Source organism: Rufibacter glacialis (assembly GCF_008271745.1).
GTDB classification, from domain to species: Bacteria; Bacteroidota; Bacteroidia; order Cytophagales; family Hymenobacteraceae; genus Nibribacter; species Nibribacter glacialis.
In genome coordinates this window covers 510,810-535,214 of sequence record NZ_VKKZ01000021.1, presented here as the reverse complement: position 1 = coordinate 535,214, position 24,405 = coordinate 510,810, and the positions used below count along the sequence as shown (strand labels likewise).

The following is a 24,405-nucleotide window of genomic DNA, read 5'->3' as shown; positions in this document are numbered from 1 at the left end:
TAAAGCAAAAGAGCCGCCTCATTTCTGAAGCGGCTCTTTCTATCTATCAATAGCGGCTATTAGTTGAGCATCCAACGGAAAAGCAGGAACAAGGAGCCAGACAGGAACATGGATACCGGCAAAGTAAGTACCCAAGCCAGGGCAATGTTCCTGATGGTACCGGCATTCAGGTTTTTGATACCGCGGTTGGCCACCATACTACCGGCAATACCAGAAGAAAGAATGTGGGTGGTACTTACGGGTAATTTGAAGACAAACGTAGAGAAACCGATCACACTGGCAGCCATGAACTCAGCAGAGGCTCCTTGCGCGTAAGTCAAGTGCTCTTTCCCAATTTTTTCGCCAATGGTCTTCACAATGCGTTTCCAGCCAATCATGGTACCAATTCCCAAAGAAAGCGCGATCATCATGATTACCCAGTCAGGAGCGTAATCCGTGTAAGAACGCATGCCAGTCACGCCTGCCTTCAAATCGTCACGGTCACGCTGGCTCATGGTGATGTCCTGGCTGTCCATTAATTTATCGGTGCCTTTGGTAATGAGCAGAATGTCGCGGCGCAACAGGAAACGGGTGTCTTCAGGAAGGCTGGTCATGTCTGGGTTGGAAGAAAATACATTCCGCATCTCCAGTACCTCCGCATTCAGCTTAGTCAGTTCATTGGCGTCTGAGGCAGAAAGAACGGTTGGGTCTACCTTGGCCAGCACCTGCTCTACCTGGGTAATGGAGTTTCTTAACCCGGCTGGGTCTTTGTCAATATCAAGGGCATAGTAAGAAGGAACAATGGCAATCAAGATCAGCATCACCAAGCCCACACCTTTCTGGCCGTCATTAGAACCGTGGAAGAAAGACACCAACGTACAGGTGATGATCAGGATAATCCGGATCCAGAGGGGAGGGGCCTTTCTTTTGTGGGGCTCTTTGAAGATGGTCTTGTTCTTTACGAACCTTTTCAAGAGAAACATCAGGAAAACAGTCAGGGTGAAGCCCAGGATGGGGGAAACCAACAGGGACATCCCCGTCTTGGTTGCCTCAGACCAGGCGAAGGAAGCCTCAGTGGTAGAAGGCAAGAGGGAATAGGCAATACCCAAGCCTAAAATGGAACCGATAAGGGTGTGCGAGCTGGAAGAAGGAAGGCCATAATACCAGGTACCTACGTTCCAAACAATGGCGCTGATCAACAAGGCGGCAATCATGGCAATGCCGTGCCAGACATCCTGGTCAATGAGCGTTTCAATGGGTAAGAGGTACACAATACCCATGGCCACGCCAATACCGCCGGCAAATACCCCAATAAAGTTCCAGAAACCAGACCACACCACGGCCGCCCATGGGCGAAGGGTGTTGGTGTAGATAACGGTGGCCACGGCATTGGCCGTGTCATGGAATCCGTTCACAAACTCAAAAGCACACGCGGCCAGTAAGCAAATTACCAGCAAGATCAGTAGATCTGTTTCTAATCCGAACATAATGTAATTGTGGTGAGAAAAGGGTGCCAAAAGTAGCGGATAAATTTCCGCTCAATGTTACCGAATTGTTAAGGAATGGTTCAGGTGGAAATTTTGTGAGCGCAAAAGTACAAACTAAGTGGTAAGCCCCTTCATGCTCAATCCATTTACCTGAACAATTACTTTGTAAAAGAGGTAGGTCCTACTTCAAAGCAATGCGGCCTTTTAGAGAAAGTGCCAAGTAAACCTCTATATTTGCGCCCATGAGCACTACTGAGAAAACCACAGAAAACGCACAGTTAAAAGACATCATCTCACACGCAAAGGAATACGGTTTCGTGTTCCCGTCCAGCGAGATCTATGACGGCTTGCAGGCCGTGTATGATTACGGTCAGAATGGGGTGGAGTTGAAGAACAACCTAAAAATGCTTTGGTGGAAATGCATGACCCAATTGCACCAGAACGTGGTGGGTATAGACGCTTCCATCTTCATGCACCCGCTTACCTGGAAGGCATCAGGCCACATAGACTCGTTCAACGATCCTATGATTGACAACCTGGACTCCAAGAAACGCTACCGCGCCGACGTTCTGCTGGAAGAAAAGGCCGCTGAGTACGAGAAAGCCGGAGATGTGGAGAAAGCCCAGGCGCTGCTGCAGGAAATGGGACGCTTATTGGGCGCCGAAGACCTTAAAGGCGTACAGCAATTGATTATCTCAGAGAATATAAAGTGCCCCATTTCAGGCACTTCCAACTGGACCGACGTGCGCCAGTTCAACCTGATGTTCTCCACACAGGTTGGATCTGTGGCCGAGGACTCCAGCACCATTTATCTACGTCCTGAAACCGCCCAGGGAATCTTCGTGAACTTCCTGAACGTGCAGAAGTCAGGCCGTATGAAAGTGCCCTTCGGGATTGCCCAGATAGGCAAAGCCTTCCGGAACGAGATCGTGGCCCGTCAGTTCATCTTCAGGATGCGTGAGTTTGAGCAGATGGAGATGCAGTTCTTCGTACGCCCCGGCTCTGAGATGGAATGGTACCAGCACTGGAGAACCATGCGCCGCAATTGGCACGAGGCTCTGGGTGTGCCCACTGAAAAGCTCCGTTTCCACGACCATGAGAAACTGGCCCATTACGCCAACGCTGCCGTAGACATCGAGTTTGAATTCCCGTTCGGCTTCAAAGAAGTAGAAGGAATCCACTCCCGTACTGACTTTGACCTGAAACAGCACCAGGAACTGAGCCGCAAAAAGCAGCAGTACTTTGACAACGACCTGAACGAAGACGGCAAGCCCTATGGAAACTACGTGCCTTACGTGGTAGAGACCTCTGTAGGCGCTGACCGTTTGTTCCTGATGACCTTGTGCAACGCCTACCAGGAAGAGGAAATCACCGAAGGCGAGAACACCAAGACCCGGACCTTCCTGAAATTCCACCCGGCCATAGCCCCGGTGAAAGCCGCCGTGTTCCCGCTAGTAAAGAAAGACGGCTTGCCCGAGAAGGCCATGCAGATCTTCGATGACCTGAAGTTCGACTTCAACATGATCTACGAGGAGCGTGACGCCATAGGCAAACGCTATACCCGCCAAGACCTGATCGGGACGCCTTTCTGTATCGCGGTAGATTACGAGACTTTGGAGAATGACACCGTCACCGTACGCGAGCGCGACAGCCGCGAGCAGAAGCGCATGCACATCTCTGAGCTCCGTCAGTACATCGGCGACGCCGTGAGCTTCAAGCGCATTTTCGAGAAAATCTAACCTGTGGAATAAGCTGATTTCTCAAAAACAGCTTCTAAACATACCAACAACAAAAAGGCCTCTGCAGCAATGTAGAGGCCTTTTTATTGTGAGATAAACTAAGAGTAGGTAATCGCCTGAAAGTTGGTTATCCACGTGGATGTTTAAGCAATGCCACAAGAAAAGCAATTGGTTCACGTCTGTGACTTGGACTTCCTATGGTCTGCAGTTTGCAATTGCAGTAAGGCGGGAGTTTAAAAAGCACTCCTTATATATAGTTAGTATAGAGCAAGGCCAGGGATTCCAGAGAAAACATGATTCTATAATATAGAAGAGAACCGCTGGAACAAGCTTGCAACCCGTGTCCGCAGGCACAGCTGAACGCTGCACCTCCTTTTGTCATCCTGGAAGGATCTTGTGGGCGAACTAGAAGGGCATGAGCGAAAGCGCTAATATTAAGGTGTGGTGTTCCTTTATAGCAGAGAGCCAAAGAACTTCTATTCAGCATTACCTCTATACACGAGATGCTAACTCACCCCAGCAATGTGTCCTGCGGCAGTTACGAACTGCAGTCATGATGGGTCCAAGTCACAGATTTGAACCATGAAAACTTACTGGCTACTGCTCCGCTTAATCAACCCTATGTTCTAATTCAAAAAGTAAAAGCGAATCGGGTCTGTTTTAGTGAAAACAGGCCCGATTCGCTTTTTGGTTCTTAAGGGACTTATACCTCAGGAGAGGGGAGAAGCCAAAATGACGCCATGGCCAGCGGCCTCTGCATTCAGCGTCAGTTTCTCTCCCTCTTGTTGAAACCCGCCGGTAAACGGATGCTCGGCAATGAAGAGGGGTGTGTCTAAATCTATGTAGTCGAACCCGCCAATCCCAGCGGCGAAGTGCGCGGAGAAAGTCATGGCCAGAATACTTTCTACCATTCCACCGATCATGAGTCCCAGTCCGTGCACCTTTGCCAAAGCTGCCATCTGGAGCGCTTCCAGTACGCCGCCCTTCATCAATTTTATGTTGACAACGCTGGCGCTCTGGTCCTGCGCCAACCGCGCCACGTCCTTGGCACCCCGCGCTGACTCATCGGCGGCGATGGGGAAAGGACACGTAGTTGCCAACACTGCCAGATCTTTCCAATCTTCCCGCGGAAGTGGCTGTTCCAGCAAGATAACCGGGATTCCGGATTCTCTTACTCTGTTAACAAACTGCTGTGCCCGTACCAAATCATAACCGCAGTTGCCATCTACAATCAATTTAGCCGTGGGCGCTGCCGTGTGGATAGCCAAGAGGCGCCGGAAATCATAATCCACATCCACCCCTTCGGTCTTTACCTTGATCACAGAGAAGCCACGATCCACAATGGAACTGGCAGAAGCTGCTGCATGGGCCTCATCACCGGCGGTAATGGTGAGGTCAGTGGTAAGTTGGGTCTGTACCCCGCCGAAGAAAACGTAGAGCGGCATCTGGTAATGTTTGCAAAGTGCATCCAGCAAAGCCATCTCCAGACCGCAACGGGCGGCAGGGGCATCAGAGGCCAAACGTGCCAATTCCTGGGCCAGCGTCCGCCACTGTTTCACGTCTTTCTGGAGCAGGTGTTTTTCCAGTTCCTGCAAAACCACCAGGGTGCTCTGCTGTGTCTCACCGCTCACCGCCGGAAACGGAGCCGCCTCGCCTAAGCCCGTGGTCCCATCTGCCAGGGTGACCTGCACCACCACATTCTCTACCTGGTATTGCGTGCCGGTGGCAATGGCGAAGGGTTCAATCAGTGGCAAATTGAGCGGTTGATAACTCACAGAGGTAATCTGGGTGGGAGACATGGTTATTCGTTTATAAGTACTCCGGCAAATAAGCAAAGAAAGGAGAGGGTACCAACTAAAAATGGGTGGTGGAATAGAATAGGGGTAAAAATCTAACGAGTTATGCTGTGAAAAAGTAGCTTTCCTGTTTCAAGGCAGTTTCAGGAAAAGAAGCCTTCAAATAGGGAGTTGTCCACGGGGGCAGGAGGAAATTCGAAACGTCAGGTCTTGCCATATTTCTAAGAAGCCCAACTGCAGCGACTTTGGTTTCATGGCTCGGGATGAGGTGAATCTTGGGACTCGGCGGAGATGATGAGTTTGATAATGATGAGAAAACCATTCCCCGCGTAAGGATCAAGCAGAAATACAACAGCCTTGCTTTCTCTGCTGCCACCGGTAAGGTCATCTTGATACTCCTCCTTCTAAGCCCCAGGGCACCATCCGAACACTAGAAAAAACTTTAGATAGTTTCATGCGCTAAGAACAGCAAGCGGTAATCAATTTTCTATTTAGAACCTCTTTTCTGAATAGCGGCCTTAAAACGCACCTTGGCTTGAAACCCGTACACAAGTTTTTATTGCTTAACTTTGCTAAAAGGAGCGAAGAGAGCCACATAGGTTTTATTTTGCGGGTTCATTGTTCCAAAAGGTAGCAGCTGAAAGGGAGCCTGGCTCTTTTTAGCGCTTACCCTATTATTATAGAATAACACCTACCACCCATACAGACACAAAGGTGAAGTACAACGAGTATAAGCAACTGGATTATGCGAACCTGGCCGAAGAGGTGAGAGCCTACTGGAAGGAGAACCGCATCTTTGAGCAATCCGTGGAGACCCGTGCCGGTCAGCCCACGTTCGTATTCTATGAAGGGCCACCCTCGGCCAACGGCGCACCAGGCATTCACCACGTGATGGCCCGAGCCGTGAAAGACATCTTCTGCCGCTACAAAACCCTGCAGGGTTTCCAGGTGCAGCGCAAAGGCGGTTGGGACACCCACGGCCTGCCTATTGAATTGCAGGTAGAGAAAGAACTGGGCATCACCAAAGAAGACATAGGCAAAACCATCTCGGTAGAGGACTACAACGCCCGCTGTCGTGAAACCGTGATGCGCTTCAAAGACCAGTGGGACGACCTCACCCAGCGCATGGGCTACTGGGTAGATCTGGACAACCCTTACATCACCTTTGACAACCAATACATAGAGTCTAATTGGGCGCTGCTCAAAAAACTCTATGACAAAGGCTACCTCTACAAAGGCTACACCATTCAGCCATACTCCCCTTCAGACGGAACCGGATTAAGCTCCCATGAACTGAACCAGCCGGGCTGCTACAAGGAAGTGAAGGATACGTCCATCGTGGCGCAGTTCAAAGTCATCAAAGATTCCAAATCAGATTTCCTTTTCTCTGGGTCTAACGATGGCGTCTATATCCTGGCCTGGACCACCACCCCCTGGACCTTGCCCTCCAACACGGCTTTGGCCGTTGGTGACAAAATCACCTATGTGCAGGTAAATACTTTCAATGCGTATACCCACCAACCCTTAAGTGTGGTGCTGGCGAAAGCCCTGGTAGGAAAGTATTTTTCAGACAAGAACAAAGACCTACAACTGGCAGATTACAAACCCGGAGACAAGGCAATCCCTTTTGAGATTGTGCAGGAGTTTACTGGTAAGCAGTTAGTGGGTCTAAGGTATGAGCAACTGATGCCTTATCTGCAGCCCTTCTATGACGCGGATAAAGCGTTCCAGGTAGTTGGCGGAGATTTCGTGACCACTGAAGACGGTACCGGCGTGGTGCATACGTCCCCTACCTTCGGGGCCGATGACTTTAGGGTAGCCAAACAGCACGGCATTCCCGCCCTCACCATAAAAGACGAATTGGGCAATGAACTCCCCACGGTTGACCGCAGAGGAAAGTTCATCAACGAGATTGGCGTAAGGTTGCAGGAAGGCGTTGCGAAGTACAACATCAAAACCCATAAAGTTCTTGGGCCCGATGACTTCTATGTCAAGAATTACACGAATGAAGATGAAAGCCACCCGGACTACAAAACCACGGACATCATCATCTCCATCATCCTGAAGGAAGAAAACAAAGCCTTCAAGGTTGAGAAATACGAGCACACCTACCCGCACTCTTGGCGCACCGATAAACCGATTCTCTATTACCCGCTGGATGCCTGGTTCATCAAGACCACCGCGGTGAAGCAGCGGTTGATTGACCTGAACAAGACCATCAACTGGAAACCGGAGTCTACCGGCGTAGGCCGCTTCGGGAACTGGCTGGAGAACCTGGTGGACTGGAACCTGTCGCGCTCGCGCTACTGGGGAACGCCGCTGCCTATCTGGCGCACCGAGGAAGGCGACGAGGAAATCTGCATCGGCTCAGTGGCCGAGCTAGACCGCGAGATTGAGCGCAGCATATTGGAAGGCTTCATGACGGAGAACCCCCTGCGGGCCGCCAAAAAATCCGTGGAGAAACCTACGGGTACCAAAGCCGAGCATGAGGCCAACACCCTATTGGAGTTTGCCGGTGAATTTGCCCTGAGCCCCACCGGAACCGAGGAACCCCGCGCTGAACTGGGCGTGACCGACTTCAACTACGAAGGCTTTGATTTGCACCGTCCGTACGTAGACAACATCATCCTGGTAAGCCCCAGCGGCAAACCCATGAAACGGGAGCTGGACCTCATTGACGTGTGGTTTGACTCTGGCGCTATGCCGTACGCGCAGTGGCACTACCCGTTTGAGAACAAAGAGATCTTTGAGGCCAACTTTCCCGCTGACTTCATCGCCGAAGGCGTGGACCAGACCCGCGGTTGGTTCTTCACCCTGCACGCGCTGGCCGTGATGCTGGAAGACAGCGTGGCCTTCAAAAACGTGATCGCGAACGGCTTGGTGCTGGACAAGAACGGCAACAAGATGAGCAAGCGCCTGGGCAACGCCATTGACCCGTTTGAGACCATCGGCCGTTTTGGGCCGGATGCCACCCGCTGGTACATGATCGTGAACGCGCCACCCTGGGACAACCTCAAGTTCAACCTGGACGGCATCACGGAGGTGCAGCGTCGGTTCTTCGGTACGTTGCAGAACACGTACTCGTTCTTCGCGCTGTATGCCAACCTGGATGGCTTCACGTTTGAGGGCGCAGAAATTCCAGTGGCCCAGCGCACGGAAAGCGACCGCTGGATCATCTCCCGCCTGAACACCCTGGTGAAAGAAGTAGCCGCCTACTTTGACGACTATGATCCTACTAAGGCCGCCCGCGCCATCCAGGATTTCGTGGCCGATGAACTGAGCAACTGGTACGTGCGCCTGAACCGCAAACGTTTCTGGAAAGGCGAACTGAACCAAGACAAGCAGGCCGCTTACCAGACGCTCTACACCTGCCTGGAAACCGTGGCAAAGCTGGCGTCACCCATCGCGCCGTTCTACATGGACCGCCTGTTCCTGGACCTGAACCGGGTGAGCGGTCGCAGCACGGCGGCTTCCATCCACGTGGAGTACTTCCCGCAGGTGCAGGAAGACCTGATTGACGTGGATCTGGAGCAGCGCATGCAACTGGCGCAGAACGTGTCTTCGCTGGTGCACTCCTTGCGCAAGAAGCACATGATCAAAGTGCGTCAGCCGTTGAGCCGTATCTTGATTCCTATTTTAGATGAGAAGATGAAAACGCAGCTGCAAGCCGTGGAAGACCTGATTCTCTCTGAGGTGAACGTGAAAAGCCTGGAGTACCTAGAAGACACCACCGGTATTCTGGTCAAAAAAATAAAACCGAACTTCAAACGTCTGGGCCAGGTGTTCGGGCCGAAATTGAAGTTGGTGGCCGCGCAGATCCAGAAGATGAGCCAGGAAGATATTTTGAAGATGGAGCGCGAGGGGTTCTTTGAGATTGCGGTGGAAGATGACACCACCGTGCTGAGCCGCGAAGACGTGGAGATCATGTCGGAAGATATTCCGGGTTGGCTGGTGGCTTCTGAGGGTGCTTTGACCGTGGCCTTGGACATCACCATCACCGAGGAACTGCGCCTGGAAGGCATGGCCCGCGAGCTGGTGAACCGCCTGCAGAACCTGCGCAAAGACAGCGGCCTTGACGTGCAGGACAAAATCAGGGTATTCCTGCAAGATGGCAATGAAGAGGTAGCTGCTGCCGTTCAAGCCTTTGGCGGGTATATCTCTGAGGAGGTACAAGCGGTGGAACTGGCACTGGTCTCTTCTTTGGCGGAGACAGAGGCCACCATCCTTGACCTGGAAGGCTTCAGCCTGCCGGTTCGGTTAGAGGTAGCCAGATAAGTTTCTCCTTCCCAGGAATAAAAATGAAGATTGAACGCCTGCTGTTTTAGACCGCTTTTCGAGAAAAAGAGGTAAAAACAGCAGGCTAAACCTAAATCATGAAGTACGCAAAATACTACCTGGTCGCTCTGCTGGTGATCGCCATTGACCAAACCGTGAAGATGTTGGTCCATAACAACATGCAAATGGGAATGGCCGGCCAAATACCCGTCTTCGGGGATTGGTTCAAGCTGCATTATACCCTAAACCCGGGCATGGCCTTTGGCGTGGAATTGGGTTCTGACTACGGTAAAATCATTTTGACCCTTTTCAGGATGGTAGCCATGGTAGCCATTGGGTATCTGGTGTTCTACCTGGTAAAGCACCGCTATCCCAAAGGGTTGATCTGGTGCGTAGGACTTATTCTGGGGGGTGCTATCGGGAATCTGATTGACAGTATCTTCTATGGCGTGTACCTTGACAATGCGCCCTATGGGTCTTCTACCCCCTGGCTGCACGGGCAGGTGATTGATATGTTCTACATTGATATATGGGAAGGGATTCTGCCGCATTGGATCCCCATCATTGGGGGTACGCCTATGTCGCTTTGGCCTATCTTCAATGTGGCAGACGCTGCCATCTTTGTAGGGGTCCTGATCATTATCTTCAACCAGAACAGGTTCCTGAACCAGCCGCCGGTCAAAGAAAAGCATGAGATAAACATAGTAGAAGCATAAAAAAGAGGGCTGCCTTGCAAGGCAGCCCTCTTTTTTATGCATGGTTTCCTGTTAGAAGGAATAGCCCATGTTAAGCTGTGCGGCAAAGATGGAAGTGCCTTTGTTGTAGATATAGCCGGCGGCCCGCATCCCAAAGAAAAGGCGGTTGTCATTGAAGAAGTCGGTTTCCAGTACCACTTTACCCCCGAAGTCCTTTTCCCGGATGTGCACGAATACCTCGTCGTCGTTTCTACCTGGCGTGATAACGGCTCCTTCTTCAACCCCGCCTCTTACCAGGTCAAGCTCTGAACGTCTTCTCACGGCTGGCCCGGCGCCTAATTTGATGGTGTACTTAGGGGTCTCATACAAGTCATAGAAAAACGAAGCATCAAACATCACAAAGGCCTTTCTGGAGGTGAAAAGACTGATTTCCTTACTGTAGCGGGAAGAACTCAGGTATTCACCAGAAACCGAGAAATGCAAGTGATCTGTGAGTTCACGCGTATACTGTTGAGAGAACAGAGCCCCACTGTTGTCCCCGTCTAAGATATAGGCAAAACCTACCCCCGTTCTAAAATGGTTAGGGTAGCGGTGTTGCGCAGTGGCCCCTTGCAGGGCAAAGAGGACGAAAAACCCAGCCAAAACAGTTTTTAAGAAGAGGGTGCTTACATGGGTAATGTTTTTCATAACGGAAAAGAAAAAAGGGCAAAAGGGAATATAGGGCAAATTGTATTGTGCATACTTAGGTTTATTTATTTAAGTTGTGTCTCTAAAGAAATTTCAGGCTTTTCTGGCTCTTTTGAGAAAAGAGGGCAGGAAACAACAAATCTACCGGCCTGTCAAAAGTTGCCATAAGTCTCTGCTTTTATAAGCATGGCCCCATCGCAGCTCTTAAATACTTAAACTGGCAATGCTCTTAACCACCCCTTTATTACAGGTAGACAACCTGCACCTCTCGTTTCATGCTGGGCAGAAAGAGGTGCAGGCGGTAAAGGAGGTGTCTTTCAAAATCAGGAAAGGGGAAGCCGTCGCCATTGTGGGAGAGTCTGGGTCGGGCAAAACGGTAACCGCGCTTTCTTTGATGCGGCTGCTGTCTGCCAGGGCAGACCACAAAGCTGGCAAGGCCTTTTTCTCTTCTGAGCAATTAGGTTTGGTAGACCTGTACCAGCTCACCGAGAAGCAACTGCAGAAGGTGCGGGGCAAGGAAATCTCCATGGTGTACCAAGACCCCATGTCGTCGTTGAACCCCATCATGTCGTGTGGAAAACAGGTTGCAGAGGCCTTGCTCATCCACTTGCCTATTTCCAAAAAAGAGGCGTATTCGCGTACCTTGGCCATTTTTGATCTGGTAAAGCTCCCGCAGCCCGAACGCATGTTCAGGAGTTACCCACATGAATTGTCTGGGGGGCAGAAGCAGCGGATCATGATTGCCATGGCCATGGCCTGTAACCCGGCACTTCTGATTGCTGATGAGCCTACCACCGCGCTGGACGTGACGGTACAGGCAAGCCTTCTGCAATTATTCAATGAGCTGCGGGTAAAGAAGGAAATGGCCCTGCTGTTTATTTCACATGATTTAAGCGTAGTAGCCCAGATCGCAGACCGGATTCTGGTCATGTACCAGGGCAGCATAGTAGAGGAAGGAACCGTTACCCAGATCTTCAGCCAGCCGCAGCACCCCTATACCAAAGCTTTACTTGCCTGTAGGCCCACCTTGCAGACCCAGGGAACCCGCCTGCCTACCATCTCAGACTTTTTGGAAAGCTCATCTTCTCTTATGCGAAGTATGCAGGGACTTCGCACAGGAGAAGAAGGGTTATTTCCCGTGGAAAAAATAAAGAATGGAGTGGCAGATGCACCTTCTCTGCAGGTATCTACCCAGGCAGACAAACCTCTTCTTCAGGTGCAGGATATCCACGTGGAATTCATGCGCAACCGGATGTTCGTTTGGCAGAAAAAAGAGGTGAAACAAGTACTGAAAGGCGTTTCCTTTGAGGTTTTTCCCGGAGAGACCTTGGGCATTGTAGGCGAATCGGGTTGTGGAAAAACTACTTTGGGCCGGACCTTGTTACGGTTGATAGAACCCAGCAGCGGCCTGATAGTTTTCAACGGGGAAGATTGGGCTTCCCTGCACCCGGAAGAACTGAGGAAAAAGCGCAAGAACTTCCAGATGATTTTTCAGGATCCGCTTTCGGCCCTGAACCCGTACATGAAAATAGGGGAAGCCATCATGGAACCCATGCAAGTGCATCATGTGTTACAGAACCAACAGGAAAGAAAAGAACGGGCTCTTCTGTTGCTGGAAACCGTTCAACTGCTTCCTGAACATTTCCACCGTTATCCCCATGAATTTTCCGGGGGGCAGCTGCAGCGTATCTCCATTGCAAGAGCCCTCGCCCTGGAACCCTCGTGTATCATCTGTGATGAGATTGTATCATCCTTAGACGTTTCTGTGCAGGCGCAGGTCCTGAACCTGTTGAACCGCCTGAAGCGGGAACTGAACCTCACGCTCCTCTTCATTACCCATGACCTTTCAGTGGCTAAGTTCATGTCTGATCGCCTGCTGGTGATGGACCAGGGCTTGGTGGTGGAACAGGGGAACGCGCAGGAAATCTTTTCTTCTCCCCGGCATCCCTATACCCAGGCATTGCTGCAGGCCATTCCGTCTGGCAACCTTTCTGATATTTTAAGGGCGCAAGAGAAACGAAAAGGGTACAAAGCAAGTATAGACGAATAGGTATATTTGCGACCTGCTTCCTTCCCACCTGTTTTGACCTTATTTTCTAAAAAGGGGTCATTATCCTGCTTCGGCAGATAGGCAGCGGCAAGAAGGAAGGCGAATTGAACAAAAAGAAAAAGGCTGTTAACGTACAGCCCAAATTGGTTCGGCTCTCAAAGAGTAGGGCCAATGACCAATTGACAAGAATTAATGGAAAGAAAAAGAAGAGGCCCGGGCGCAGGAAGAGATTCTGCCCCCAGGTCTGCCAATAACAGAAAAGATAAAGGCGCCCCGCGCCGAGGCAAAGGCGATTCAGCTGGAAGACAAGGCGGCAGCCCAAACGCCGGTGAAGTGTCCAGGCATGTGCTGCTGAACATCTTCAGCCAGGAGCCCAAGAAAGTATTCACCTACCGTCAGTTGCACCGCCGCTTGGGCATCAATGACAAGGAGGGCCGCGAGGAAGTATCTGGCCTTTTAAAGAAAATGAGCAAAAACGGCGAGTTGATTTTCTTGCCGGAAGATGCCTATATCCTGAACCCCGCGTTCAGGGAAAGCCTTGAGAAAACTCAGGACCGCCCGGCCCGCGGAAACCGCAGAGAGCGGGAAACAGATAGAGGTGGCGTAGTCTCCAGAAGAGGCGGCCCCACCGTGGTAGGTAAAGTAGATTTGGCCAACGGCCGCCATGCCTACGTGGTCACCGAGGAAAGCGAGCAGGACATCAGAATTCCCGTGGAACGCCTCATGTTCGCCATGGACGGGGATACCGTGCGGGTACAGCTTCGGCGCAGCCGCCGGGCCAATGAGCGCCCCGAAGGCGAAGTGGTGGAAGTGATCCAACGCCAGCGCGAAGAGATTGTAGGCCGCCTGGAGATGTCAAAAGGCTACGGCTTTATTGTGCCTGACCAGAAACGCATGTACTTTGACGTATTTGTGGGGGAGCGCGGCCTGGCCGATGCCAACCACGGCGACAAGGTGCTGGTGAAAGTGACCGAGTGGCCAGATGACCCTAGCAAGAAACCAACCGGGGAGATCATCAGGGTGTTCGGTCCGGCTGGGGAACACAACGCCGAGATCCACGCCATCATGGCGGAGTTTGGATTACCGTTTGAATTCCCAGAATCAGTGGAGAAAGAAGCCGAATCTATTCCTGAGGGAATTACCCCGGAGGAGATTGCCAAACGCCGTGACTTCAGAGACATTACCACTTTTACCATTGACCCTGCAGATGCCAAGGACTTTGATGATGCGCTCAGCGTGCGTCAGCTGGAGAACGGCAACTGGGAGATTGGCGTGCACATTGCAGACGTGACCCATTACGTGCAGCCGGGCAGCAAACTGGAGAAAGAGGCCTACCGCCGCGCCACCTCGGTGTACCTGGTAGACCGTACCATTCCTATGCTGCCAGAGCGCCTGTCTAACGGGTTGTGCTCATTGCGGCCTAATGAAGACAAACTCACCTTCTCTGTGGTGTTTGAGATAGACGAGAGTGCCAAGATCCATCATTACTGGATTGGCCGCACCATCATCCACTCAGACCGTCGTTTTGCCTATGAAGAAGCCCAGGAGGTGCTTGAAACCGGCCAGGGGGACTATGCCCAGGAAATCCTGAAGCTGAATGAGCTGGCCAAGAAATTCAAAGACAAACGCTTCCAGAACGGGGCCGTTAACTTTGAGACCATTGAGGTGAAATTCAAGCTGGATGAGAACGGCAAGCCGTTGCACCTGTACGTGAAAGAACGCAAAGACGCGCACAAGCTCATTGAGGAGTTCATGTTGCTGGCCAACAAGTACGTGGCCGAGCACGTGTACAAACAGCGGAAAGGCAACAAGAAACTGACCATGGTGTACCGTACGCACGGCGCCCCAGACCCAGAGAAACTGATGAACTTCTCTTTGTTCGCCCGCAAGTTCGGGTATAAGGTAGATCTGGAAGAAGGCCGTGACATCTCCAAGGAGTTGAACAAGCTAGCTGACCAGACCCTGGGCAAGCCAGAGCAGAGCGTGTTGCAAAGCCTGGCTATCAGAACCATGGCCAAAGCCAAGTACAGTACTGAGGAGGAAGGCCACTTTGGTCTGGCGTTTGCGCACTACTCGCACTTTACCTCGCCTATCAGACGTTACCCAGACATGATGGCGCATCGGCTTATCTACCAGTACAGTGAGAAAGACTTCACTGCTGAGAAGGAGGAGTTTGAAGAACGCAGCCTGCATTCATCAGACATGGAGAAACGCGCCGCCGATGCGGAACGGGCTTCCATTAAGTTCAAGCAGGTAGAGTACATCAGTGGGTTTGTGGGGCAACAGTTCAAGGGCATTGTCTCCGGTCTCACAGATTGGGGCATGTACGTAGAGATAGAAGAAAACAAGTGCGAAGGCATGGTGCGTCTGGCAGACCTGCAAGACGACTTCTATGAACTGGATGCCGCCAACTACCGCATCATCGGGCAGAACAACAAGCGCATCATTTCCTTCGGGGATGAGGTGATAGTGGAGGTGAAAGCCGCCAATATCCTGGAGCGTACCATTGACCTTACCCTGGTAGACACGGTAAAATAGAAACAACTTACCCCAGAAGCGTTTTCAGTCCCTTTTCCAGAAAAGGTGCTGAGAACGCTTTTCTTTGCCGGCAATACCTCCGGTTCCTTTATTTTAATGTAGCTTTGGGGTCCGGTAAAGAAGCCGGTTTACCCTATTTTAGAGCAAATTGCCATTACGCTTAACCAAAAAACTGTGGATATCTCACAATTCTCGGAACGCATAAACCAGACGCTGTCCACGCTCCATTATGGGCAGACGCCAGAGGAGCTGTACGCGCCAATCCGCTATATGATGGAACTGGGGGGGAAACGGGTGCGTCCGCTGCTGACTGTTTTAGGGGCTTACCTCTTTCATGATGAGGTGGAGAAAGCCATTATGCCCGCCATTGGGGTAGAGGTTTTCCACAACTTCACGCTCATGCATGACGACATCATGGACAATGCCCCGCTGCGCAGAGGAAACGCCACGGTGCATGAGAAATGGAACACCAACACCGCCATTCTGAGTGGTGATGTGATGTTGGTGCGTGCGTATGAGTTCTTCCTGGGCATTGAGCCCAAGAAACTCCCTACCGCCCTGAAGCTCTTCAGCACCTGCGCCGCCCAAGTGTGCGAAGGGCAGCAACTGGACATGAATTTTGAGACCCGCCAAGATGTGCAGATTGAGGAATACCTGCACATGATCCGGCTGAAAACGGCAGTCTTGCTGGGCTTCAGCCTGGAACTAGGCGCCCTCATCAACAATGCCGCCGCGGAGGATGCCCGCCATCTGAAGGAGTTCGGGATCAACATGGGCATTGCGTTCCAGCTACGCGATGACCTGCTGGACGTGTACGGTGATCAAGCCAAGTTTGGCAAGCGGGTAGGAGGCGATATCCTTTCAGACAAAAAGACCTATCTGTTGCTGACAGCGCTGGAACGCTCCTCGGCCACCCAGCGCAAAGAGTTGGTGAAATGGCAGAGCAAGACAAAGCCTGAAACGGAACAGCAGAAAGTGGAGGCGGTGAAGGAGATCTATGATGGGTTGAACATTCAGAGCATCACCCAGAACCAGATCAATCATTACTTCCAGAAAGGCCTGCACCATCTGAACGAGGTAAACGCCCTGAACAGCAAAAAAGAGCTTCTTAGGCTGTTGGCTATTCAGTTGATTGAGCGCGACAGCTAAGGTCTTTCATAACTGATTTCCTGCGGCTTTAAGCCTTAGAGAAAGCTATTCTGGGGGCATGACAGTGACCCAGTGACAGATTAAATATAGTATAACCAATATATCACGTTTCAGGTCGTTTTCTTAGAACCCGGCCTGAAACCCATTCCCTTACTTGCCATCTTCTTATGCCAATAAGCATCACCTTCATCATTATTGCCGTTACGGTTCTGGTATCTCTGTTTGCCTGGCGAAACCAGAATTTGATGGAGAACTGGGTACACCATCCGCAGTCGGTGGCGCAGAACAATGAATGGTGGCGCCTGCTGACCTCAGGCTTTCTGCACGCAGATTTCATGCACCTTTTCTTTAATATGTTCTCTTTGTACATTTTTGGAGGAGTGGTAGAGCAACAGTTCATGGCCGTGTTCGGCTTTGGGGCAGGGGCAGCGTTCTATATATTGCTGTACCTGTTGGCTATTGTGGTCTCAGACCTGCCTACGCTTTTCAAACACCGCAATGACAGCCGGTACTATTCTCTGGGGGCCTCTGGCGGGGTAGCGGCCATTATTTTTGCCAGCATCTATTTCAACCCCCTCACAGAACTCATTATCTTCCCCATTCCTATTCCTATCAAGGGCTATATCTTTGGGGGCCTGTACCTCTTCTATTCGTATTACCTGAGCAAGAAAGGCAATGATGGCATTAACCACAGCGCCCACTTCTATGGGGCGGCGTTCGGGTTTCTGGTGAGCCTGATCTTGGTGCCTGGCCAAATTTCGCATTTCATCAGTGATATCATCGGGTAACCCTTAGTAGGACTTCCCATAGTCTAACCAGTTGACTCTTCTTCTGAAATTTCCGTATACTACTGTAATACAGGTAATTCAAGGGAGGTGAAGATGAAACGCAGGTTGTATAATGCCAAGATATTTTTGGTGCTTTGCTTATGCTTGCTGCTACAGGCAAGAAGTGAAGGCCAGTCGCTCATGGGAAAAGTAGCGGCCTCAGCAAAAGTATCCTCTTTGAGCCTTGGCGAAGGCATTGCCCAACAGAACCCCTTGCTGCTGGAACTGGTAACTAGGGCCGGCCTTATGCCAGTGTTGTCTAACGGAGAGGCGTATACTTTTTTTGCGCCCGCAGAAAGCACTTTGGCGCAGCACCAGCAAGATTCACCGGAACAGCTGAAGGCTTTTCTGGAACAGCACATTGTCAAAGGCAGCCTCACCACCCAAGACCTGCGCGACGGGGCCGACCTGACTTCCCTGAGAGGCAGCAGCCTTAGGATCTGCCGGAAGAAAGGAGATATCTTAGTGAGTGGGGTTCGGTTAACCCAGCCAGATCAGCTCTTCAGCAATGGCGTGTGGCATCAAATGAACGGCGCCTTCCAACCTAGCAAAACTTCTTTCTAAAGATATTTGCCCTTTAACAGCAAAGGCCACCCAAAAGGTGGCCTTTGCTGTTTTCCCTGAAGGGAAGCTATTTCTACCTTACTTTCTGTAAACCAGGCCAAAATCCGACCAGGAAATATATCTTGTCTCAGAAGCAACCGTTTGCCCAAAAGCTACATCTTTAGATTGAAACGTAACCCTATACATTCTTATGAAAAGATTTAGCCTCTTCTGTTTACTGGCCGTGCTGGCTCTGGTTGGTTCCCTGTCTTCGTTTAAAAGCACCCGTTCCTCTTTGGTAGAGGACGAGACCCGTTCGGTGGCTCCTTTCAAGAAAATAGGGTTGGCGTATCCGGCCAACGTGATTCTGCGCCAGGGCAATACCCAAAGCCTGAGAGTGGAGGGAGATGCTGAGCAGTTGGCGCAACTGGTGACCGAAGTACAGAACGGCCAGCTCACCATCAAAAGGAAAGACCGGCAAGAGTGGAAGAATGAGTCATCAAACAAGAAACGGGTGACCATCTACATCACCGTACCGCAGGTAGAGGCTCTGTCTGTGAGCGGGTCAGGGAGCATCAAAGGAGAAGGTACTTTCAAGAGTGCCACCTTGGACCTGGCGGTGAGCGGATCTGGTGCTATCCAGTTACAGGCCCATGCAGACAAGGTTTCCAGCCGTATCTCCGGCTCCGGCAACATTGAACTGAAAGGCGAAGGAAAGGAAAGCACCATTTCGGTAAGCGGTTCCGGCTCCATGAAAGGATTTGAGTTCAAGACCAATGATGCCAAAGTAAGCATCAGCGGCTCGGGCTCCTGCGAGATCCATGCCACCACCTCCCTCAAGTCCAGCATCAGCGGCAGTGGCCGGGTGTGGTATGAAGGAAGCCCTACCATAGATACCCGTGTAAGCGGCAGCGGCACGGTAAAAAAACGCGGATAAAGCGGTTTTAGCCCTGTTTTAATAAGAACAGCCCTATTCTATAACTTATCCTAAGCGCCTGTCTGCCAGAGAAAGACTTCTCTGGCAGACAGGCGCTTTACTATAGGTGAGTTTTGTGATAAGTAAGAATAGACTAGGTAAGCGGTAGGGGAAACCAAGTTTTGAACTGTCAGTTAGAGACCATCAACGAACCTTACGTTTCTGCATGAGATCTTTCTTCTACCTCTCCCTTCTGGCCTTTGCTGTGTGTGGTACCGGTTGCATGAAAAGGTATGCGCCTACCGGCTTAGAGCACAGGCTGTCTTCCTTGCCCACCCCGTTTCACGGAAAGGAAGTGGACGTGTTTTTCCCGGGCGAAAGACCAGCCGATACCGCTTTTGTGAAAGTGGCTATTCTAGAGCAAAAGGCCACAGGTAATGCCGTTCCTTATAGTACGCTAGTGAACGCCATCAAAGCCAAAGCCAAGTTGCAGGGCATGGACGCGGTATTGCTGTTAAATAAAAACCAAAGCACCCACCTTGAGAGGGAGGGAATAATTTCACAAATACTCTCTGAGGCCATTGCGGGCCGTGACCTGGAACCGGAATATTCTTCCGTCACCACCCATGAACTGGCCGGGATAGGCATCAAATACAAGAAGAACCTGCACTACTTGCCAGAGTACGTGAAATCAAAAACCCTCTACCAACTGCGTGACGGGCAGCAGGTATTATTGGGTACAGTGCCCGTAGACCAGGAGGGAATAGCTCAGGAGTTTCCAGATGCCTCTCCAGATGCGGAGAACCTGTACTCCCAGTTTGTTCTCCACTATGACCTGCCACACCTCCTCCACGAGAAAGGCCTTCAATGGCGCTTTACCGCTGTCCAGGGAAGGGTGGTAAAACGGAAGCTGCAAAGTCTCTCAGGCAACCTGGCCCAGAAAAGAGTGAAGATCAACTACAATGCCCTTCTGCTCCCGGAAGAGATGGTGCTACTCACCGGGGAAGAGGTCCAACCAGAAGTAATCCGGCTAACGTACAATGACCGGCGTCAGGTCATAGAGAAGAAGGTATTCCGGGGGGAGCAGCTGTACGTACGCGAGGCATTCAGCTACCACACCAACGGCAAGCTAGAATCTATTTTGCACCATATCATAGAAAACGGCCAGGAAACGCCTTTCCTGAAGACCCAGTTTGACTACTACCAACCCTTGGTCTCTGCCCATCAGGAATAAGAAGTTGCTGCTTTAGCCACGCACCCAGGCTTTGCTTCATCAGGAACCTGTAGAGGCATCCCAGCTTAGCCGGTAAGCGCAATTATTAGATTGAAATTGAGAAAGGGTTTGAGGGCCGTTTTTATGAAACAGCCCCCAAACCCTTTCTTGTATTAGCACAGCCAAGCTGGAGTATGACGCCTTATTGCAGCGTACGCCCCCTGAACAGCAGGAAGCCTACGTGCCCGAAGATGTTCCACCGGTTCTCGTCATTGTCATAATGGATAAAGTGCAGGGCTGCCGGACCAATGGGCAAGTGCATAATAATGCCGGTACTGGCCGTAAGACGGGGCCGGTCAAAACCGCTGGCTCTCACCGCCTGTTGCATGGGGCCTTCTTCCAGAGGCCGGTGCGTCAGGTGCACGAAGGCTTCTGAGCGCCATTCAAATTTAGTGAGAAGGCTTTGGGAGTACCGTAAGCCTACGGCCCCGTAGCGGCTGGTGCGGTAAGCATCTAGAAAGAGCGTACGTGAATCTGGCAGCGGGTTGAACGCCGGCGAAGAGGTCAGGGAAGAGCGGTAATTGGTGAACGGCCCCTGAGTGCTGACTACGCCTTCAAAGAAGTAACCCCAACTGCTCTTATCATTGTTAAACGGATAGTACCCCTCATAGGTGGCTGAGAACTGCAGCCATTTATGGTTTGCGGTACGGCTTTCCGTTAAAAGGGAGGTAGACCCTGGTCTGTAAGATTCTTCCCCAGAAACGGCCCGTAACCCCAGTACCGCCCGATGCCCGCGGGTGGAATACATTTTCCGGTTAAGTGAATTGCGCTCAAACCGAAAGGCAGCGGTGAGGCCCACAAAGTCGGTCTCGTCTAGCTTGTCATCAGAAGAGACGTTCTTGGCATTGGCATACTCATCTTCATTAGAGAAATAAGCGCCGTCAATCACAAACCTGCTCCGGAAGTTGTGGCTGAAGCCCGCTTGAAGCCCTACCTTGAAATCGCGTTGCTGCACTTGGGAACTGGCCGCGTCACCCAGGTCAAAGAAGCTGGTGCCGGTTTGGTAGTTGAACCTGCTGTACATGACAGAGGGCTCTATGTAGAACGGAATGCGGGCGGGCATATTCAACCTGATCCCAAACTGGCCCGCAGAATAGAACCTGCCCAGGTTGGCGTTCAAACCCACGGTATACAGGAGCCGGTTCAGGTACCGGTATTCCAGGCCCACGTAGAGGTTGTCTACGGGCCGGGTGCTGAACACGGCACCTACCTCTGCGGTAGCGTTGTTGCTCTGCTGGGCGTCAATGTTGAGCACGTACCCCCCGGCGGTGCTGTCAAACTGGATGCGCGGGTAAATACCCCTGAAAAAGTCATTGGCAGCCAGCCGATAGTAGCCTTCCTCAATCTCATCTATGGTGTATTCCTTCCCTTTTCGCAAAAAGAACTTGCTCACGTAGGTGTTCTGGTTTTCCTTGAGGCCCTGCACCTGCACCCGGGCAAAGCGTGGCGGGGGAGCTTGGGCCTGAAAGGCATTCCGTCTTTTCACCAGGTCCGTAGAGTCTACTTGCTTGGTGATCCGCTGTTTCAGGAGCGGTAACTTCGCCTCGGCAGACTGAACCCCAATGTCAATGAGTTCTTTCACCTTCGCAAAATCGGTGGTACCGAAGCCTTCCAGGTCTGGTTGGATCAAAATCCCGTTGGGGCCTACGGCCAAGGTATCGGCTACGTCAAAGCTCAGGAAGATGAGGGAACTGCCCAGCAACTCATCGTCTTTGTCTTTGGGGTACTTCTTGAAGGAGACATCCCCCACGTTCACCCCAATAATCACGTCTGGCTTGAACTCAGAGCGCATGACATCAGTAGGGAAGTTGTTGAACAGGCCGCCGTCAAACAGGTACCTACCGTCAGGCTGCCGGATAGGCCGGAAAGCCAGCGGTACCGCCATGGAGTTTCGCACGGCATCTGCCAGTGACCCTTTCCGTTGCACAATCTGCTGCCGGGTGAAAATCTCGGCGGTGAGGGCGCGGAACGGGACAAAGAGTTTATTGAAGTTATACTCTGCAATGGCTCCCCCGGCGGCCAGGGTAGAGGCCAGCGCATAGTTGAGGTTCACGTCACTCACCAGCCCCCCGGTGGTTTGCACTTTTAGGCTGGACTGGAGGGTGAGAGGCAAGCGCAAGGCCGCCGGCGAAGGATCCAGGCTGAAGTAGTTGAAGGCCCGGTCTTCCAGCTGCCGGCCAGACACCCAGTACTGGAACTTGGGTGACAACACCAGATCCTCAATGTCTTGCGGAGAGAAGCCTGCCGCGTAGAGCGACCCTACCACGGCTCCCATGCTGGTTCCTACAATGTAGTCAATGGGGATGTTGTTTTTTTCCAGCACTTTCAGGACCCCCACGTGGGCGAGCCCTTTGGCGCCGCCGCCGCTCAAGACAACTCCTACTTTCTGGGCGGAGGTTTTTGCAGAAAAAGAGAAAAATAAAAGGAAAACGAAGAATACCCTTAAATGAGATAAGAGTGTTGGCATATACTACAGCTAAAAATGGGTTAAGAGGGCTTGCCTTGCGTGTTCTGTGTGCTTTTGGCCAATAGACAAGGTAAGACCTTGGTGGGAAAGGAAGTACTGGCAACGGCTTTACAAAGCTTTAGACAAAGCCCCATACGTGCACTTACTAAATTAAGGGGTAAAAGGTTGGTGGAAAGTCTTTTGTTCCAGGCCCCGCTGCCAAGAAAGGGCCTAGGGAACGGCGGCGGCGCTAAAACGGGAAACCAGACCTTACTCAAAGCTGCCTCGGGCACCCTCTTTGGTACCTTCTGGGGTGGCAGGGCTCTTATCTTCCTGCAAGGGAAGCACCCAAGGCGATGGGCGGTGCGGGCTCCAGGGAACCGCTGCCAGGTTCACGGTGGAGTCTACCAGCAGTTGGTGCGGACGCCGATTTAAGCTTACCTGGGTATGCGCAAATACCTTCACTTGGGAATAGCCCAGCGTTTGGTACTTGTTTTTCAGAAACTGACTGTATTGCCAGATCAAATCTGGATGGGTGGCTACCATACGGGCCTGCTTGGGGGTAAGGTGCTGCTGGGGGTATTCCCAGAAGACTTGGCCGTCTGCCACCACCCGGTACTGCGCGTAACCGGATTTGGAGCGCAGCATCATGTGCCAGGCCATGCGGTGACCTTCCTCGGTCCAGTTGGCATTGCCCGGAAACCACCAGTGCCGCAGGGGCAGGGCTATCTGCACCAGGAAATGGAGCCCTAAGAGAAGGAATAGGGCTTTTTCCCTTGTTCGTAACCCGTGGGTGGAGCAAACAGGCGCGTCAGGGGCAAAAGCTGGCTTACGGGGCAGCAGCTTCCTTCGTATGGTTTCCGGGGGGAAAAAGAAAAGGCAGAGGGCCAGGGCCAGGTACGGGAAAATGCCAATGTGGAACACCGCTGAGTTGAACCCATGAAAGAAGATCGCCAGAATGAACGCCCACTTCCTGGTGGGGCGCCACAGCAGCAGCGGAACAATCAAAAGGTCAAAGAAGATACCCCCGTAGACTACCAGTTTCTGGAAACAGGCCTCTTGCAGAAGTCCGCCAATAAGATAGAAGTGGCTCTTATTGGCAAACCACATGTTAATGGGAATGCCCGCCAGCCAGTCAGCCTCTATCTTGGCCAGGGCAGCATAGGTATAGACAATGGCCATCTGCACCACAAAGATCAACAGGCACCAGCGCGGGCAACTGGGTGAGCGAAGTTCCGGGCGCCGTTTCGCGTCTAGGGAGGCGTAGGCGTGGGCCGGTACCAGCATCATCAGGAAACACAGCACCAGCAACAGGTAGTAATGGTTGTTGTAACTGGCTTTCTGCATGAGGTAAGCGCCCCACCACAGAAGCGTGAAGGCGGTAATGCTGGCCCGGTAAAAAAGGCCCACCATCACCAGCAGCCCCAGTACCGCCATTACCCCGTAGTAGAAATACATGCCGTTGCCCGGAAGCGGTTTCAGCCATTCAAACCCAATAAAGGGGAAATGCACGGCAGGCTCTACCAAGGCCTTCTTCACCCAGCCTGTTAAAATCGCTCCGCCTGATTCCAGGAACAGCAAAAGCCCAAAACACCACCGGAACACCACCAACGGCGCATTGTCTACCGGCTGCCTAAGCCAGGTGAAAAGCGATGGTTTGGCTTGTATATAAGTAGTATTTGAGCTCATGCGTACTATTACGAAATGACAAACAGGAAGAGCCTTATTCTGATAAACTGTTTTGGGCTTGTTTTGGAGAAAAAGAGCTAAACAGATTCCTTGGTTTTGCAAAAGGTAGCGGCGTTACATTGTAACGCCGCGGTTCAATAAAACAGAGGTTTCCCCACAGAACAGGCCTGCCTACCTGCCCCGCAAGAACCAGACGCTGCCAAGGTGGTTTTTGCCTGATGGGCCCAGTATTGATCCGTGGAGCCACGGCGTTACGGTGTAACGCCGCTACAGTAGGGCTTTTTCCTGCTTTTCTCAAACCTATCCTGAAACACCT

General features: G+C 51.7%; 15 protein-coding genes. 10 read left to right on the top strand and 5 right to left on the bottom strand.

The genetic code is table 11. The features are described from left to right. Positions 1-59: 59 nt before the first annotated feature. Complete coding sequence (locus FOE74_RS13940; protein WP_149099215.1) at positions 60-1,466, bottom strand: inorganic phosphate transporter; 1,407 nt, start codon at positions 1,464-1,466, stop codon at positions 60-62. Positions 1,467-1,708: 242 nt separating this feature from the next. On the opposite strand from FOE74_RS13940, the gene FOE74_RS13935 reads away from it, so the two are divergent. Continuing rightward, entirely contained in the window at positions 1,709-3,205 is a 1,497-nt protein-coding gene (locus FOE74_RS13935) for a glycine--tRNA ligase (protein WP_149099214.1), read from the top strand. Positions 3,206-3,915: 710 nt separating this feature from the next. Here FOE74_RS13935 and FOE74_RS13930 read toward each other — a convergent pair. Next, positions 3,916-5,004 (bottom strand): dipeptide epimerase, encoded by a 1,089-nt coding sequence (locus tag FOE74_RS13930; protein WP_149099213.1) that lies wholly within the window; start codon positions 5,002-5,004, stop codon positions 3,916-3,918. A 711-nt stretch (positions 5,005-5,715) separates the two neighbouring features. Between FOE74_RS13930 and ileS the strand changes: the two genes are divergently transcribed. Both ileS and FOE74_RS13920 read left to right on the top strand, forming a co-directional pair. Next, positions 5,716-9,276: an isoleucine--tRNA ligase gene (gene ileS, locus FOE74_RS13925; protein ID WP_149099212.1), complete on the top strand. Its 3,561-nt coding sequence runs from the start codon at positions 5,716-5,718 to the stop codon at positions 9,274-9,276. 98 nt (positions 9,277-9,374) lie between these two features. Then, positions 9,375-9,992, top strand: coding sequence for a lipoprotein signal peptidase (locus FOE74_RS13920; protein ID WP_149099211.1), 618 nt, complete (start codon positions 9,375-9,377; stop codon positions 9,990-9,992). Positions 9,993-10,043: 51 nt separating this feature from the next. Here FOE74_RS13920 and FOE74_RS13915 read toward each other — a convergent pair whose 3' ends face one another. Further along, positions 10,044-10,613, bottom strand: a complete 570-nt coding sequence (locus FOE74_RS13915) for a hypothetical protein (RefSeq protein WP_225840816.1) — start codon at positions 10,611-10,613, stop codon at positions 10,044-10,046. A gap of 268 nt (positions 10,614-10,881) precedes the next feature. Between FOE74_RS13915 and FOE74_RS13910 the strand changes: the two genes are divergently transcribed. The 7 genes from FOE74_RS13910 (at position 10,882) to FOE74_RS13880 (ending at position 19,915) form a co-directional block, all read left to right on the top strand. Next, the gene (locus tag FOE74_RS13910; protein ID WP_149099209.1) at positions 10,882-12,708 is read left to right on the top strand and encodes an ABC transporter ATP-binding protein; all 1,827 of its coding nucleotides are present in this window, start codon (positions 10,882-10,884) and stop codon (positions 12,706-12,708) included. Between the two features lie 192 nt (positions 12,709-12,900). Beyond that, positions 12,901-15,246 carry a ribonuclease R gene (gene rnr, locus FOE74_RS13905; protein ID WP_149099208.1) on the top strand — a complete coding sequence of 782 codons (2,346 nt, stop codon included), beginning with the start codon at positions 12,901-12,903 and terminating at the stop codon, positions 15,244-15,246. 174 nt (positions 15,247-15,420) lie between these two features. Then, positions 15,421-16,395: a polyprenyl synthetase family protein gene (locus tag FOE74_RS13900; protein ID WP_149099207.1), complete on the top strand. Its 975-nt coding sequence runs from the start codon at positions 15,421-15,423 to the stop codon at positions 16,393-16,395. Positions 16,396-16,562: 167 nt separating this feature from the next. Then, complete coding sequence (locus FOE74_RS13895) at positions 16,563-17,183, top strand: rhomboid family intramembrane serine protease (RefSeq protein WP_308422701.1); 621 nt, start codon at positions 16,563-16,565, stop codon at positions 17,181-17,183. Between the two features lie 180 nt (positions 17,184-17,363). Further along, positions 17,364-17,786, top strand: a complete 423-nt coding sequence (locus FOE74_RS13890) for a fasciclin domain-containing protein (RefSeq protein ID WP_188686669.1) — start codon at positions 17,364-17,366, stop codon at positions 17,784-17,786. Between the two features lie 190 nt (positions 17,787-17,976). Then, positions 17,977-18,702 (top strand): head GIN domain-containing protein, encoded by a 726-nt coding sequence (locus FOE74_RS13885; protein ID WP_149099205.1) that lies wholly within the window; start codon positions 17,977-17,979, stop codon positions 18,700-18,702. A 205-nt stretch (positions 18,703-18,907) separates the two neighbouring features. Further along, the gene (locus tag FOE74_RS13880; protein ID WP_149099204.1) at positions 18,908-19,915 is read left to right on the top strand and encodes a hypothetical protein; all 1,008 of its coding nucleotides are present in this window, start codon (positions 18,908-18,910) and stop codon (positions 19,913-19,915) included. Between the two features lie 181 nt (positions 19,916-20,096). On the opposite strand, the gene FOE74_RS13875 is transcribed toward FOE74_RS13880, so the two are convergent. Next, positions 20,097-22,421, bottom strand: a complete 2,325-nt coding sequence (locus FOE74_RS13875; RefSeq protein ID WP_149099203.1) for a patatin-like phospholipase family protein — start codon at positions 22,419-22,421, stop codon at positions 20,097-20,099. 249 nt (positions 22,422-22,670) lie between these two features. After that, a complete protein-coding gene (locus tag FOE74_RS13870; RefSeq protein WP_149099202.1) occupies positions 22,671-24,089 on the bottom strand; it encodes an HTTM domain-containing protein in 1,419 nt (472 codons plus the stop codon). Between the last annotated feature and the right edge of the window lie 316 nt (positions 24,090-24,405).

What these genes read in the sequence shown, in the direction of transcription:
- FOE74_RS13875 (WP_149099203.1), bottom strand. Translation starts at nt 22,421, where the DNA reads ATGCCAACACTCTTATCTCATTTAAGGGTATTCTTCGTTTTCCTTTTA.
- FOE74_RS13895 (WP_308422701.1), top strand. Translation starts at nt 16,563, where the DNA reads ATGCCAATAAGCATCACCTTCATCATTATTGCCGTTACGGTTCTGGTA.
- FOE74_RS13885 (WP_149099205.1), top strand. Translation starts at nt 17,977, where the DNA reads ATGAAAAGATTTAGCCTCTTCTGTTTACTGGCCGTGCTGGCTCTGGTT.
- rnr (WP_149099208.1), top strand. Translation starts at nt 12,901, where the DNA reads ATGGAAAGAAAAAGAAGAGGCCCGGGCGCAGGAAGAGATTCTGCCCCC.
- FOE74_RS13890 (WP_188686669.1), top strand. Translation starts at nt 17,364, where the DNA reads ATGGGAAAAGTAGCGGCCTCAGCAAAAGTATCCTCTTTGAGCCTTGGC.
- FOE74_RS13880 (WP_149099204.1), top strand. Translation starts at nt 18,908, where the DNA reads ATGAGATCTTTCTTCTACCTCTCCCTTCTGGCCTTTGCTGTGTGTGGT.
- FOE74_RS13920 (WP_149099211.1), top strand. Translation starts at nt 9,375, where the DNA reads ATGAAGTACGCAAAATACTACCTGGTCGCTCTGCTGGTGATCGCCATT.
- FOE74_RS13940 (WP_149099215.1), bottom strand. Translation starts at nt 1,466, where the DNA reads ATGTTCGGATTAGAAACAGATCTACTGATCTTGCTGGTAATTTGCTTA.
- FOE74_RS13870 (WP_149099202.1), bottom strand. Translation starts at nt 24,089, where the DNA reads ATGAGCTCAAATACTACTTATATACAAGCCAAACCATCGCTTTTCACC.
- FOE74_RS13910 (WP_149099209.1), top strand. Translation starts at nt 10,882, where the DNA reads ATGCTCTTAACCACCCCTTTATTACAGGTAGACAACCTGCACCTCTCG.
- FOE74_RS13935 (WP_149099214.1), top strand. Translation starts at nt 1,709, where the DNA reads ATGAGCACTACTGAGAAAACCACAGAAAACGCACAGTTAAAAGACATC.
- FOE74_RS13930 (WP_149099213.1), bottom strand. Translation starts at nt 5,004, where the DNA reads ATGTCTCCCACCCAGATTACCTCTGTGAGTTATCAACCGCTCAATTTG.